The organism is Faecalimonas sp. LCP19S3_D12 (assembly GCF_052121495.1).
Lineage (GTDB): Bacteria > Bacillota > Clostridia > Lachnospirales > Lachnospiraceae > Faecalimonas.
On the sequence record NZ_JBQKED010000040.1, the window covers coordinates 17908 to 33119 of the forward strand.

15 protein-coding genes and 1 pseudogene are annotated in these 15212 nt (G+C 39.4%); all 16 read right to left on the reverse strand.

What is annotated here, in order from left to right:
• Positions 1-37: 37 nt before the first annotated feature.
• Positions 38-1651 carry a recombinase family protein gene (locus ACTQXY_RS11970; RefSeq protein ID WP_441659647.1) on the reverse strand — a complete coding sequence of 538 codons (1614 nt, stop codon included), beginning with the start codon at positions 1649-1651 and terminating at the stop codon, positions 38-40.
• A 1323-nt stretch (positions 1652-2974) separates the two neighbouring features.
• Entirely contained in the window at positions 2975-4189 is a 1215-nt protein-coding gene (locus tag ACTQXY_RS11975; protein ID WP_117493888.1) for an XRE family transcriptional regulator, read from the reverse strand.
• 127 nt (positions 4190-4316) lie between these two features.
• Positions 4317-4787: a GyrI-like domain-containing protein gene (locus tag ACTQXY_RS11980; RefSeq protein WP_003066134.1), complete on the reverse strand. Its 471-nt coding sequence runs from the start codon at positions 4785-4787 to the stop codon at positions 4317-4319.
• On the reverse strand, positions 4784-5026 hold the full coding sequence (locus ACTQXY_RS11985; RefSeq protein WP_002303262.1) for a DUF3781 domain-containing protein: 243 nt from the start codon (positions 5024-5026) through the stop codon (positions 4784-4786). The genes ACTQXY_RS11980 and ACTQXY_RS11985 overlap by 4 nt, the downstream gene beginning before the upstream one ends.
• A 569-nt stretch (positions 5027-5595) precedes the next feature.
• Positions 5596-6243: a hypothetical protein gene (locus tag ACTQXY_RS11990; RefSeq protein ID WP_117493890.1), complete on the reverse strand. Its 648-nt coding sequence runs from the start codon at positions 6241-6243 to the stop codon at positions 5596-5598.
• A gap of 15 nt (positions 6244-6258) precedes the next feature.
• On the reverse strand, positions 6259-6633 hold the full coding sequence (locus tag ACTQXY_RS11995) for a DUF2500 domain-containing protein (RefSeq protein WP_117493891.1): 375 nt from the start codon (positions 6631-6633) through the stop codon (positions 6259-6261).
• Between the two features lie 230 nt (positions 6634-6863).
• Positions 6864-7007: a helix-turn-helix domain-containing protein gene (locus tag ACTQXY_RS12000; protein ID WP_441659648.1), complete on the reverse strand. Its 144-nt coding sequence runs from the start codon at positions 7005-7007 to the stop codon at positions 6864-6866.
• Positions 7008-7218: 211 nt separating this feature from the next.
• Positions 7219-8613 carry an MATE family efflux transporter gene (locus ACTQXY_RS12005; RefSeq protein WP_441659649.1) on the reverse strand — a complete coding sequence of 465 codons (1395 nt, stop codon included), beginning with the start codon at positions 8611-8613 and terminating at the stop codon, positions 7219-7221.
• A gap of 24 nt (positions 8614-8637) precedes the next feature.
• A pseudogene (locus ACTQXY_RS12010) lies at positions 8638-9593 on the reverse strand (THUMP domain-containing class I SAM-dependent RNA methyltransferase); the annotation flags it as partial.
• A 312-nt stretch (positions 9594-9905) separates the two neighbouring features.
• Positions 9906-11945, reverse strand: coding sequence for a rubrerythrin (gene rbr, locus ACTQXY_RS12015; RefSeq protein WP_441659650.1), 2040 nt, complete (start codon positions 11943-11945; stop codon positions 9906-9908).
• 141 nt (positions 11946-12086) lie between these two features.
• Positions 12087-12434 (reverse strand): type II toxin-antitoxin system RelE/ParE family toxin, encoded by a 348-nt coding sequence (locus ACTQXY_RS12020; RefSeq protein WP_441659651.1) that lies wholly within the window; start codon positions 12432-12434, stop codon positions 12087-12089.
• On the reverse strand, positions 12431-12751 hold the full coding sequence (locus ACTQXY_RS12025) for a type II toxin-antitoxin system RelB/DinJ family antitoxin (protein WP_178032861.1): 321 nt from the start codon (positions 12749-12751) through the stop codon (positions 12431-12433). Before ACTQXY_RS12025 ends, ACTQXY_RS12020 begins: the two co-directional genes overlap by 4 nt.
• 75 nt (positions 12752-12826) lie before the next feature.
• Positions 12827-13798: a site-specific tyrosine recombinase/integron integrase gene (xerA, locus tag ACTQXY_RS12030; RefSeq protein ID WP_441659652.1), complete on the reverse strand. Its 972-nt coding sequence runs from the start codon at positions 13796-13798 to the stop codon at positions 12827-12829.
• 79 nt (positions 13799-13877) lie between these two features.
• Entirely contained in the window at positions 13878-14336 is a 459-nt protein-coding gene (locus ACTQXY_RS12035) for a hypothetical protein (RefSeq protein ID WP_441659655.1), read from the reverse strand.
• A 189-nt stretch (positions 14337-14525) separates the two neighbouring features.
• Complete coding sequence (locus ACTQXY_RS12040; protein ID WP_441659653.1) at positions 14526-14825, reverse strand: hypothetical protein; 300 nt, start codon at positions 14823-14825, stop codon at positions 14526-14528.
• A partial coding sequence (locus ACTQXY_RS12045; protein WP_441659654.1) for a hypothetical protein occupies positions 14822-15212 on the reverse strand: 391 nt, incomplete at its 5' end. The genes ACTQXY_RS12040 and ACTQXY_RS12045, both read right to left, overlap by 4 nt.

Genomic DNA, 15212 nt, shown 5'->3' on the forward strand with positions numbered 1-15212 from the left:
TCCGGTTTCCCTTAGTTAAAAATATTACTCTTGTTGATTACTCAACTTTTCCGATAAATCGGTAATATATCTCAATTTCCTGTATTCTTTCGTTATCCTCATTCGTTGTTGCTTCATGTATGAGGATTTTTTCTATCATTGCATTTAATAACGGTGCTGTCAGTTCCTTTGGTACGGAATATTCCTTGATTAACTCAATCCACTTTTCAGCACCTATCATATCCTGTTCCATTTTACTTAGTTCTTCTCTTAGGCTTGTTATCTGCTGTTCCAGTTCTATCTGTTCTTTTTGGTACTTGCTGGACAACATCACAAAATTTCGCTCTGTTATCTTCTCACAGGCTCTATCTTCATACATTTTCGCAAATAAACGGTCAATCTCATTTTGGCGGTTCTCGGCTTTCTTCAAGGCACTTGCCTTTTTCTTCTTTTCCCGTATTCTCTCTGCATTGCCAGCCTTTTGTATCTTATTCAACACTTTTTCTTCGTCCTGCTGTACTGCCTTAGCCCAATACTGCAAGCGTTCCAATACGGCTTGATACAGCACATCATAACGAATGTAGTGCATAGAACAATTACCTTTGCCAAACTGCCCGTAGTAACTGCAAGCATAATAACTGTATGGCGTTTTATTTGCCTTATTCGTTCCCAATCTCATAGACCAGCCACAATCCGCACACTTGACAAGCCCTGCAAATATCGGCGTTGCCTTTTCTTTTGTCTGTCTGCGTCTTGATTTTATCTGCTCCTGCACACGATAGAACACTTCCTTGTCAATAATCGGCTCATGCGTGTTTTCTACTCGAAACCATTCACTTTCGGGCTTACGCACTTTCTTTTTACTCTTGAACGATACCGTAGACTGCATATTGTGGACACTGTTTCCGATATAGACTTCACTTTTCAATATCGCCTTGACATGAGCAATCGTCCACTCATAACGCTTACTTTCGGGTTTTCCCTCAAAGATATGTGCAAAAGTACCGTATCTTGTAAAATTCAGCCATGACGCTGTCGGAACTTTTTCTGCTCTTAACTGCTTTGTGATTTTTGCACTTCCGTAACCTTGATAGGCTAGGGAAAAGATTTTTTCAATAATCCATTTTGTTTCATCATCAATCAACAGTTTTCCTTTGATGTCAGGGTGTTTCTTATATCCTAACGGAGCATAAGCACCGTAATGAGCCCCCTCCGCAAACTTTGTCTTAAATGCTGATTTGACTTTACGGCTTGTATCTCTTGCCACCCATTCATTGATGATGTTCTTAAATGGTGCAATCTCACTTTCGCCTTTTTCGCTGTCTACACCGTCATCAATCGCTATGTAGCGGACATTATGACTAGGGAAATACAATTCTGTATATTGTCCTGTCATAATATAATTTCTGCCAAGACGAGAAAGGTCTTTCGTTACAACACAGTTGATTTTTCCTGCCTCTATATCCTCAATCATTCTTTGAAAACTCGGTCTGTCAAAATTTGTCCCCGACCAGCCGTCATCAATATATTCATCAATGACATTCAAATGATGTTCTTTTGCATATAGACGCAACATACTTCTTTGTGTAGTAATGCTGGAACTTTCGCCCTGTAATTCATCATCTCGGCTTAACCTAAGATAAAGTGCAGTATTGTAAATCTGTTGTTTCATTGTCAGTTATCCTCCTTTATAACTAACCCGTGTTTACAATACCTGCTTGCAAGTAAAGTATAACACGGGTACTTTTTGTCATTCAATCTATTTCTTACAACTGCACCGATTTTATGCGATTGTCTGCTTTGCTTTTTCCAGCATGACATCAGTTAAAAGTTCTTCCATTGTCTTTCCCTTTTCGGAAAAATGCTCTTTTACAACAATCTTTGTCTTTCCTCTGTTGCCAATGCCACATTTGTTATTTTTCTTTTGAATTGTTTTTACAGTATCAGCAATAACACATACCCCCTTTCTGTAAAAATATTATGTAAGCAATTCAACGGCTTTTGTCATAACCCACAGGAGTTTCACCTCTGCATAGTTCTTATGTAGCCGTACCCATTGCGTGCGACGCTCTGAACGCTCAAGCTGTGGCTGTACGGGAGTATCATTATCTGACAGGACAGGTCATGGCGATAAAAGAGGACAAGTCCTTTACAGGAACACAATAGGTTTTCGCTCGCTTTTGCAGGGGAAAGGTCATGGCGTATTTGTTTCAACGGCTCGCTGTCTGTCAAACGTATTGAATTGCTTTATTCAGTTGTCAAAGAACGATTGAAAGAAGAAAATCGTCTTTCCTATATATCGCGTTGGAAAAGAGGAGAAACGTAACCAAAATCCAAAACTTTTTCCATTATTAGTACAAATGGAACGGTTCATTTTGGCAATCAACGGTTGATTTTCTCCTTTTTCATTACTATCTGTATAGCACTATCTGTATAGCAAACGTCCATTTGCTAAGTTGAAATAGAAAAATTTTAACTTCTTTTCTTACACCATATAGGGACAGAAATTGTCGTTTTGCTAAGTTGATGATGAAAAAGATTATTTTTCTTCTCACACCCTAACTACCCATACAACACCGTTACTGCCAACTATGGAATGAAATATTTTCTTTGCACCATATAGGGAACGGAAACCATGAATTGTTAAGTTGAGAACAAAGTATTTTCATCTTTTCACATCAACACTCAACTGCTAATGCCTGTTTGAATACAAAATGATGATGTTTTTCCTCTTTTCATAGAACACTGTCCACTAATCACGAATTTCCGTCATTTTTTCAAAACTTTTTTCTCCTTTCACATCATATAGGGACAGCAAGACCCGATTTAATGACCTATTTTCAAAAAAAGTTTAGATTTCCTTTTCTCGCACCATATCTGTACGCAAGTAGCCGTTTTGTTGCAGATTTGATAAAAAATTTATTTTTCTTCTTTCACTTCACATAGGGAATGAAAACAGCTCTTTGCTGACTAAATCTGAAATTTTTCAATTACATTAAAAAATACCGTCATTCTCTTGTGGAACAGCGGTATCTATTCGTTCTTCTATGGTCGATTTTTCTAATTGTAATAAATGTTTATGCTTGTCTTTAAGTTCTGCCTGTTCAATCATATCTTTCAGTATCGTTGTATGATTTTCTTTATCTAATGCCTGTACCATTTTTATGGTTGGTGCGACTTGTCTTTGTAGCCAATGCAACGCTTTTTGTAAAGTGTAAGGCTCTGGCTTTGTGGTTAAGCGTATCGGCTCTCTGTTTTCCCCTACAAACCATGCCCAATCATCATTTGTTTTCCATTGACTTTTTGGCTTGTCGTCCTCTCTGTCAACAAAGCGTACATAATGATTGATGATAGAAAAAGCGGTGCGTTCAGCGTCCCGATAGGTCAGTAAATCTACAACCGCATAATAGGCTCGTTCATTCTTCATGCGTATTTCAAAACGGTTCTTAATCTCCGTATCTTCAATTTCTGTGCCATTCTTGACATACTGCTCATAATTTTTCTGATAAGCACACATATATAATTCGCTACTTGTAGAACCGAGATATAAGGTTTCTCCTGTATTCTTTGGTAGATCGCTACCGCATTTCTCTGTACCGCTGTAATCTTTCTGCATACGAAAATAGGAAACACATTCGCCAGCCTTGTATTTTTCCTTTAACTTTGGAATATCCAATATTCCTGCTCGGTCATTGATAGCCAAATCAAGCCGTTTCATCACACCACCAGCCGTCATACAATCCAGCATGAAGTCATACCATGAGCGTTCCTGTGCCAGCAGATAACATTCCATTTGCCGACAGCCTTTGCCTTTCAGTTCCAATAAAACACCTAAATGCTCCTGCATGGAACACATGATATTGATGTCGCCAAGTACATATTTGCTTTCATATCCGTATTTTCCATAATCTTCATAAAGCATATAATCAGATTTCAGTTGTAATACATCACAGATAATCGCCAATGCGTCCGTACTAGGAAAGCGGACACGAAAGTAATCAATCAATAAGAATAGTGGTTCTTGCGGATTGAAACGCTCAATCTGTTTTTCTATGACTTCTCTTAATTCGTCATTCAATGGCTGTTTCCCTTTTTCAATGCGGTTGTAATATTCACGGCTGATACCACAGGCAACAGCAAGCCTTGTTTGTGTTACTCCGTATTCCTCACGCTTTTGTCTTAATTCTTCTATAAAGTTCTTATCATTCATTCTTCAATTCCTCCAATCAAAAAAGACAACTACCATAATTGATAATTGCCTGTCATTAAAAATCTGTATAGAAAAAGCAGTCAATCCTAAGACTAACTGCTTTGTGTGTATGGATATAAAATTGTTTCTAATCTTGAATAGGTATCCAAATTTCAATAACTGAATTATCACTATTCCAATGAAAACGATAATCGTATTTTTCAAAGTGTAGGATAATATCTTTTATAGGAATATACGATGTACTAGGAATAATTTCTTGATAAATCTTGCCATAAGTTTCATATATTTTATCCATAGCACCAATATGCTCCACAACCAAATATTTATAAGACGGTATTTCTTTATACAGAAAGCCCTCTGGGGTAATGGTTCTTTGGGGAATAGAACAGAAATAATAAAGTTTTCCATTTCTTCTTTCCATAAAAGCATATTTTACCCAATTTCCCGATTGTGAAAGATACGCTTTTTTCAAACTACTGTTAAACTTTCTCCAAAACTGTGTACTAATCTGAATATTCTTTTTTTGATAATTAGTCAGTTCTACTTCTTGCCCAATAACTGCAAATGCGTTTAATTCCTTTATAGAAAAATTTATCATTTTACCTTGTGAGCAGTGATAACGGTATAACTGTACGCATTTACCGTTATAATACAATTATCAATCGTTATATACCAGTTTTTTCCTTTTCTTGTGATTTCCGCATTAGAAAGGCTAATTTTTTCTTTGCACCATTCAATTACATTTTCTACATTCAAAGATAAGTTCTTTTTAATTCTAATAACGCCAAGTTCAGTTGTGTGAAGTCTTCCTAAGTTTTCCAGTAATTCATTTTCCATATTTTGATACCTCATTTTTCAGCAAATTTATTTGTATGTTTTATATCCCAATTATAACATTCTCATATCAGCACTACAATAAAAAATAATTAAGCACCAATAATCTTATTGAACATCTACAACCGTAAATCTTTCACACCATCAGTGTTAAACACTGAGCTGACAGCAATTACGACAGCTACCATAATTGATAATTGCCTGCACTTAAATTTCTGCAAAAGAAAACGACAATCAATTTCTTATTTTTTGAAATCAACTGTCTTTCTCATATTTACTATTCAATTTTCATAGTGATATAGGTACAATTTATATCACTACTGTAAAAATGCAGTTTTGCCTTATAAATACAGCGTTTTCCGCTTGTTAGTGTATAGTGTTTCTTGTTTTTTGTGCCCCCCTTGTTAGATAACGGGGGCTTTGAACGGCTCGCTAACGCTCGCCCAACCACCAAAGTGAACCGCCCTCTCGCCAGCAAGCTGGCGTGGCGATATGTCTTACGACCGCCACCGCTGGCGGATCACTTCGGCGGTTCGTGAAATTTATATTCTATCTATAATCTTAAAATCTGCCTAACCAAAATGAAATGGAACTAACATATTAAGTATAACAGCAATAACAACTGCACTCAATATCATATACGTTGTCTCCCTAAAGGTGTTACGTTTTAAAGCTATTAATGCACCACCAAAGACTATCACTTCTAAAATTGAATACACATCAAAATAAATCCAACCATAAATAAATGTAAAATTAAATAAAATTGCAATTATTATTACTGAAAGTATAAAAGATATTTTGCTTTTCCCCTTAGCGTACCAACAAACAAAAGCTAACAATGGAGAAATGGCAGTAAAACCAAGCCAAATCATTGCATAATTTTTTGGAAAAAATCCAGCAACAAAATATGAATATAGGTAATAACTTGAAACCATTCCAATGAAAAATACTAACACATTTAATGATGCTCTTATGGAAGAATGACTATAAATTGCAATGTACAAAGCAATCAATAACCATATAGCAAAACGACCCAAAAAATTACTAATATCTAAATATTCAAATATAAATGGTAAAGTATTGCTTGCTGTAGTATCTAAAAATTTTGCAAAAGTTCCTAAAACTATTCCAAAACACAGTATAAGTATTGTATTTATAATTTTCCTAGTAATGGGTATTTCATTCTCTATACTCCTTATCTTATTCAAAAACTTATTCATAATGCACCTCTAGATTCAATTTTCCCTATCAAATGTTAAATATCTTGTGCCTTGGAATGTCAGCTGTCCTTTATCTCCCTCTGCAAGCACTCCGTACTCTGAGCCTGATACAGACAGCTCCATTCTATCACCACTATCTACTTGAAATGTCACATAATACGAGGTGCTGGAAATTGTATGAAATCCATGTGCTCCTGATATATCACCAGCGTTTGGTTGATTGTTATGCGTGGTATTCTGACGTTTTGCTACTATTCTTGCTGACACAGTTAAGCGAGGAGAATTATTGTTTTTAAACCAAGTAGCTATTCCTTTTACAAAAGTGAAAACAATTATTGTAAAAATCAGTATAAACATTATAGGAAATAACATTTCTATTAGATTAAACATTCTATTTTTCCTCCTTAATGAAATTCTATTTTTATTATACCATGCTCCTTTAAGCATTGTCATTTCTTTTCTTCGTTTAAAAAGTTACTTATCAGTCTAAAATAATTAGGAAAATGAAATAATTTACTGTGTTGCATTAACGAAAAAGAGATACCAACACGTTTATGTAGTATCTCTTAACCTAATAGTAATATTCTTTTATTTGCAAACAGGTAAACACAGGTTGTTCCTCAATATCCTTTAGTTTGGGAAACACCCTTCTCCCAACGCGAAACAGCCTTGGCACTTACACCCAAACGTTCCGCCACATACTCCTGAGTCAACCGTTTTCCCTGTCTCAGCTTTCTGAGATTCTTTGTAATTGTTTTATTCATTCTATGCTCTCCTTTTTATCCTTCGCAAATCCGACGCGCCATCAAATTTACTTTTTCCAACATTAAGAAGACTTCTTGCCCTTTATGATACAGGAAACTCTCCAAACAATCCTCCTCTTAATTTAAGGGGAGGACTCCCAAAAACCGAGAGTCCTCCAACACATTTATATTTAGTTCCCGGCAACACTTCCGTAAAGCATTCCATCCATCCTTACGCTTCCCGTACCTTCTGGAACGGATTCCACCGTCCCTTTGCATAGCAAATCAAAAACAGCACAAACAGGAACAGATTGTGCGCAATCATGCACGCCCAGGCTGCCACCAGCCCCAAATCAAAGAAGCTCGTACAAATAAAGGTTCCTACGATGTGCACCAGCCACATGCCGACGATGTTGTATACAAACGGCCGCTTCGTCTCGCCCACGCCCTGCATCATGCCCTCCATAATAATGGAGAAGCCGAAGAACGGTTCCGATACCGCCACCATCCGAAGCACTGTGGTTCCGAGGCGAATGACCTCCTCCGAATCAGAAAAGATACTTACCAGCGCCGGTGCCGCAAAGAATAACGCAGCTCCCGAGAATATCATTAAAGCAATTTCAATCGGGAAGAACATCCGTGCCAGCTCTTTCAGGCGCTTTTCATCGTTGGCTCCATAGGCATTGCCCGCCAAGGTTGCTGCCGCCGTTTGCATACCGTAGCCCGGAATGTAAAAGGCGGATTCCACCGTATTGGCAATGGTATGTGCCGCCGTGGACACATCCCCCAAAGCATTTATCATAGACGCAAATGCCACATAGCCCAGGGATGTCCCGAAGCGCTGCAGCATATTCGGCATGGCCACCCGCAGACAAGGCTTTATAATCTTCATATCCGGCTTTAAGGACTGTCCCTTCGGAGACACCGACGGGTGCCGCCAAAGTACAATCGTAATTAATATACCTCCTACGATATAAGCAATGGCACTGGCCACCGCCGCACCGATCACGCCAAGGTCCGCGCCCCACATGGTAAATGTAAAGGAAAATACCGTAAGCTCTCTGGTGGGATAAATCAGTAAAAAATTCAATACCACATTGACAAGATTCACCACCACACCGATTTTCATCGGTGATTTCGTATCTCCCGCCGCCCGGAGCACCGTACCGAAAATGGTACTGGCTGTCCGGAATAACATCGGCAAATATAAAATCAGGAAATACTGTCCTGCCAAATCCCGGATTCCTTCATCCACTTGCATCCATTTCGGAATCTGTCCGGACAAGCCTACCGTTATCACCGTAACCACGATACCTACCGCCAGCACGGAAAGCACCGCCTGAGAAGCGGCCCGCTTAGCAGAGTCTTTTTCTCCGGCTCCCAGCGCCTTTGCAATAAACGCCAAAAATCCCACGCCCACTGCAGAGATGGTACTACCCACCAGCCAGTTCAACGTGGTGGTGGCGCCTACCGCTGCCGTAGCCTGGGTTCCCAGACTACCTACCATAGCAGTGTCGATATATTGCACGGCAGTCTGCATGAGCTGCTCTAACATGGTAGGCCATGCCAGCGCCCAAATCACACCGGCCATACCGAAATTGAGCCGGCGTTTTTTACTCTGTTCCATAACTAAATCCTCTTTTAATTAGTCCTACTGCTCCGGCTTTTTCTTCGGCGGGCGCAGTCCCATAAACTGATAGAAATAGGTCTTTAACATACCGTTGTAAATCTTGCGGTTCTTGTCCGCCTGACGACCGAAATACTTCTGGACCTCCTCGTAGGAGGTAATCATGTAACAGGACCAGCTATCTAATCCCGCAAAGGCCTTTCCGAACTCCTGATACAGGCCAGGCAGAGCCCTTTTCTCCTCCAGACGCTCGCCGTACGGCGGGTTCGTAATGACAAAACCGTACTTTTTCGCATGGCTTAACTGACTCACCGGACGCTGCTGGAAATGAATATAATCCAGCACTCCCGCATCCTCCGCGTTCTGGCGTGCCGCCTTTATCATATCACCGTCAATGTCATAGCCCTGAATCTGCATAGACACATCCCGCTTAATCAAATCCTCTGCCTCATTTATCGCATCGTACCAAAGCTTCTTCGGCACAAGATGCGTCCAATCCTCGGACAAAACTCACGATTCATGCCCGGTGCGATATTTGCCCCGATCATGGCCGCCTCAATCGGGATGTTACCGCTGCCGCAGAACGGATCTACTAAAATGCGGTCTTCTCTCCACGGTGTCAACAAAATCAGCACCGCTGCCAAGGTCTCCGTAATCGGTGCCTTGGAGCTGAGCTTACGATAGCCTCTCTTATGCAGGGACTCACCGGAGGTGTCCAGTCCCACTGCCACCTCGTCCTTCATGATAGACACACGAATCAGGAACGGTGCTCCGTCCTCCGGGAACCATTCCTTCTTGTAGCTTTGCTTCATGCGCTCTACCATGGCTTTTTTCATAATACGCTGGATATCCGACGGGCTGAACAGCTTACTCTTTACGGAGTTCGCCTTCGTCACCCAGAACTTACCGTTTTCCGGGATATACCGCTCCCAAGGAAGCGCCTTGGTCTTTTCGAACAACTCCTCAAAAGAGGTTGCCTTAATACGATGCCTTCTATATAAGGCAAAGAGGATAATTTTTCTGTCACTGATTGAATAATATTATATATCATACGAACACACTCCTTTATTTTAGTCTCTGTCCGAGATAAGTATTGGTATGTATAACTGACCTTTTTATTCATTTTGTATGAATGCTCATTGACAAACGAATAGGAGCAAGGTGGGTTTCAACCTTGCTCCTATCGGTCAGTATATGCTATTCAGTTCAACAAATTGGAATATGTCTAACTGTTTTGTAAATTTACATTTTTGTACACTGTAAATAGTCTTTGTTCAAATAAATACGGTATCTTAATAGTTCTCTTTTCTTACCTCAAAGTAAGCCTGAGGATGATTACATACAGGGCATTTTTCAGGAGCTTCTGCACTAACTACAAGATGTCCGCAATTGCGACATTCCCACATTGTAATGCCACTCTTCTTAAACACTTCCATAGTTTCAACATTCTTAAGAAGTGCGCGATATCTTTCTTCATGAAGTTTTTCAATCGCAGCAACACCTCTGAACTGAGCGGCTAATTCCGGGAAACCTTCTTCTTCCGCTTCATTAGCCATTCTAGCATACATATCTGTCCATTCTGCATTTTCGCCTTCTGCAGCGTGAAGAAGATTTTCTGCGGTATCTCCAAGTTCACCAAGCGCCTTAAACCAGAGTTTTGCATGCTCCTTCTCATTGTCAGCTGTCTGCAGGAATAATGCTGCAATTTGCTCATATCCGGCCTTCTTTGCTACTGAAGCAAAATAAGTGTATTTATTTCTGGCCTGAGATTCCCCTGCGAACGCTTCCCAAAGATTCTTCTCTGTCTTTGTTCCAGCATACTTACTCTTTACAGGCGACTCTTCCACCTTCTTGAAAACAGATGCAGGCTGCTTACATAATGGACACTGCTCCGGTGCTGCCTCTCCTTCATGCACATAACCACAAATACTACATACCCATTTACTCATTTTTATATCTCCTTTTCGATTTAATATTTCACTCTTATCTTCATAAGAAGTGTGTAACATCTTTTCTGCCAATTCACTTAACGGCTTTCCATAAAACTCCTCATAAAGATGAATAATCTCCGGATTCTCATGACTCCGTCTGAGTGTCATCGCCTCATCCCTTGTATAGAGACTTGCAATTCTCGCTTTACGTACCTCGTCCTTATCCTTCATGATATCCTTTGGTTGGCCGCCTCCACCGATACATCCGCCCGGGCAAGTCATAACTTCCACAAAATGATACTGTTTTTCTCCCTGCTTGATGCCCTCAATTACTTTCCCGGCATTGGCTGTACCATATACTACAGCGATATTCACATCTAAATCGCCAACCTTTAAAGTAGCTTCTTTGACGCCTTCATATCCCCTTACAGGTGTAAGGTTGAATAACTGTTCCGGTGATTTTTCTTTTGTAATAAATTCGTAAGCAGTTCTGAGAGCAGCTTCCATAACACCTCCGGTATTGCCGAAAATAATACCAGCTCCAGATGCATCTCCCATAAAATTGTCATATTCACCATCTTCAAGACTGGCAAAATCAATCCCTTCCTCTTTTGCCCACTTTGCAAGCTCTCTGGTCGTGATCACGTAATCCATGTCACGCATCCCCTCTACACCAAGATAATGAGCAGAAGCGTTCATCTCATCTCTGCGAATTTCAAATTTCTTTGCAGTACATGGAGTAAGTGCCACATTTACAATTGATTTTGGATCTATACCCTTCTTCTCAGCAAAATAGGTCTTAATTGTAGGTCCCTGCATTCCGATAGGGCTTTTCGCTGATGAAAGATTCGGAATCATTTCCGGATAATATGTTTCCACATACTTAACCCATGCAGGACAACAACTGGTAAACTGAGGTAAGGGAGCGTTTTTTTTGGTCATTCTCTCAATAAGCTCACTAGCTTCCTCAACAATAGTAAGGTCAGCTGCAAAACAGGTATCAAGGACATAATTTACGCCTAATTTTCTAAGCAACGAAACCATTTTCCCTTGTACAAAGCTGCCATCAAGCATACCGAATTCTTCCCCCAGCGCAGCTCGTACGGATGGTGACGTACTTACAATGACAATCTTTTCCGAATTCTGAACCTCTCTCTTTACATCCAAATATTCATACTTTTCCATAATACTGTCTACAGGACAGACATTTGTACACTGTCCGCAATTTATACACACAGCCTCTCCACAAGTCTGCTCAAATGTATATGTACCATGCACACCTATGGCATTTGTACATACGTCCTTACACATTCCACATTTAATACATTTTTCTTCCAAACGAGTAATACTCGGATTATTTCCCTCGATTGGAACACGCACATGTAAAGGTAAATGATTCATCGTTTATCCTCCTAAAAATATAGATTTGCAACACTATAAACCCGTTTGTAAGCATACAAATATTGTGTTTCCATTATACCACAACATCTGTATTTAAGTCAAATTTTTTTGCATTAGCAAAACAAATTCAAATCTTCTGTTCTATTCATCCCAATAATCTATCGTATCTTGAGGTGTAGTATCAATTCCAAACAACTGCCACATAAAATCCTCTTTCTCATGATAAAGATTGATTATTCGAATGCATTTATCTTCTATCCTATAAAACACATAATTTCTAGACACAAATATGTACCGATAATCTGACACCACATCAAACATTTTCGATACCTCAGGACCCTTTTCTTCATAATCACAAAGCCCTCTTATTGTATCTGTTATACTTTTGATAATTTTCTTTGCTTTATCCTCGCCATATTCCCTGGATATTGCCGATTTTAATGCACGTAGTTTATCCGCTGCATCAGGAGTATATTTTATCTTTTTCAATCAATTATCCCCAATTCCCGTTCCAAATCATCTGCATCAATCCAACCTTCAATTTCAGCTCGCTCCTCTGCTCGCTTCAAATCAAGCATCAGCATAGCAACCGCCTGTTCCCTCAACGCTTCTTTGCTATTCTTGGTAACAATAAAAGGAAGACCTTCAACATTTAGAGATTGCTGTATAAAGGTATTAAATGCATCCGTCAATGTCATTCCGGTTTTTGCATAAATATCCTCAACCGCTCTTTTGATTTCTGAATTTATTCTTACTTGAAACGTTGAATCCTTTGGTGCAATAGCAACATTCAAATTTGTATCCATAAGACATACCTCCACTTTTTCTACATCATAACACTTCTTTCACTATGCGTCAATACATTGTCATTACACGCACTTTTATGATATATATTTTCTATGAGACAATTTCACATTGTTTTGATTAACCATAGCATATCTGAGAGTTGTATCAATCTGCTCATGCCCAAGAATCTTCTGCACCTGCTCAATCGGCATACCTTTCTCAATTGCTCTAGTTGCCATAGTCCTTCTAAACTTATGTGGATGCACCTTTTCTACACCTAACTTCTTCCCCATTTCTCGTAATCGTAACTCCACACCGCTTTCAGTAAGTCTACTGTGTGGTTTGTTTAACGACACAAATAACGCAATATTATTATCTGTCCTTGATTCAACATAATTCAACAAATGAATTTTGGTCTTAGCATCAAAATATGCTTTCCTCTCTTTTTCTCCTTTGCCATAAACCACGCATTCCCGCTCAGAGAAATCTATATCATCAATGTTCAGCCTTACCAATTCGCCTACTCTAATTCCTGTTGAAAGCAGGAAATCAATCATTGCCCTATCACGCAGATTATTACAATTATCTCTAAGAATTTCTATTTTCTCATCTGGAATGGTATCTTTTACAATAACGGCAGTCTTTACCTTATGAATTCTTTTCATTGGGCTTTTTATAATATAATCCTCTTCCTCTAGCCACGAAAAAAATGTGGAAAAGCTTCTACGAATATTATCAATAGTTACCTTTCCACAATTATTTATCGTTTGATACTCTACAAGATATTTTCGTAGCATCTCGGTCGTTATCTTTATGACCGGAATATTTACTGTATCCAACATCTTTTCGATATTACACCTATAATAGCGTATCGTTTTGTCAGAACACCCTTCTAAATGCTTTGCAGTTATAAACATATCTAGAAATTCCACATTCGTTGTCTGCAAATAATCAGATACAGTATTTTCAGATAACCGTTTTACCAACACCTCTTGTAGTTTCTGCATCTGCGATGCATTTAATACTTCTGCCATGTCATTGATGATGTCATAAATTTCTCTACCCATAAGAGCACACTCCTTTTTGAAGGAGTATATCGTAGAAAAATCAGCACATCAACAGAGCGTATTACTGAAATTTGCCTGTTTAGAACACTGATATTTCATCTTCGTGTTTCATGGATTCCTCTACCAACCGTCCGTATGCCCCCATCGTGAAAGCTATATCGCTGCTACGAATGGAGAGGAGTTTCATCCCCGGTTCAATCTTTAGAAATGACATCATCTCATTCGCCAACACGATTTTTCCATCGTCAGTGATATCCACCCACGAATAGGATCGCCCTTTATATTTGACAAATTCTCCCTGCTTTGCAGTGTAATCCTTTAGCGCAGGAGTTTCCACTAATATGTGACCAAGCTTGGACGGCTCAAGCAGACCCTTTCGTGTAACACAAAATCCGCCTGTACTCTTGCTCCCTGTAAATAGATAAACTCGTCCTTCCACAGTGATGTCGTATTCACGAATCGCCTGCTCTGGAAACTGAATTACGCCATCTTCGCGGATGAGTGATTTTCCGAAAATAAACTTTCCGCCTTTATTCATCTGTGGCACACTGATTTCCTCCCTATGCTAAATTCAAAGTTTCTGTTCCCTATAAAATAATCTATCGGGATTCACCAAATCGCCAGACAACGATTTTTAGAACAGTATATCACAAAAAAATTCCTTATTCCATATGTTTTCCGAGTTATGGTAGCACATGTGAATTTTAAATAACATTTTCCAATCCATTTAAGATATTCCCTTGATGATACTTTTTACTGTCTTATACAACCGAATCCCATCCTTCAGTCCCAACCGATAAAAGAACTGCTCAGCATACGCACCGCTGTCAAAAATAGCATCGCAGTATGCCTGGACTGCCTGTTGTTTATCCTTTGGAAGCAATGCCACCGCTTCCTCATACTTTTGTTCCACATTATCCTCGTCATCCGGTTCTTTCCCGGCTTTCATCTGGCTGAATGCACTCTGCATCCGTTCCTGAATGATATTGTCCACAAATTCCTTTAATGCTTCCTCTTTCATACTCATACATCCCTTTCTATCTCACATACCAGACGTTCGTAATCCAGAAATCCCCGGATATACATTTCCCGGCTGATATAGGCTTCCACTGCGTGTCTTGCTGATACGATCCGGTCAATGATCGTCCAGAATTCATGACCATATTTCTCAATGTATGGCTTTAATTCATCCATCATTTTCTCGCATTCCCCTTCCAGTTCAATCAGCTGCGGGTCAATCCGTAAATATGCCTCCAGCCTGATCTCATTCCAGTCGAAGTAGCTTTCCACTAATTCTCTTTTCATATAATAGGAAATTCCGATTTTTGTTGGAACAATGAATGAAAATAGCCCGCACAAAGTCGGGCATGAGAACAAGATGACGCTCGTTAGAAGATATAAAAACCTTCTATAC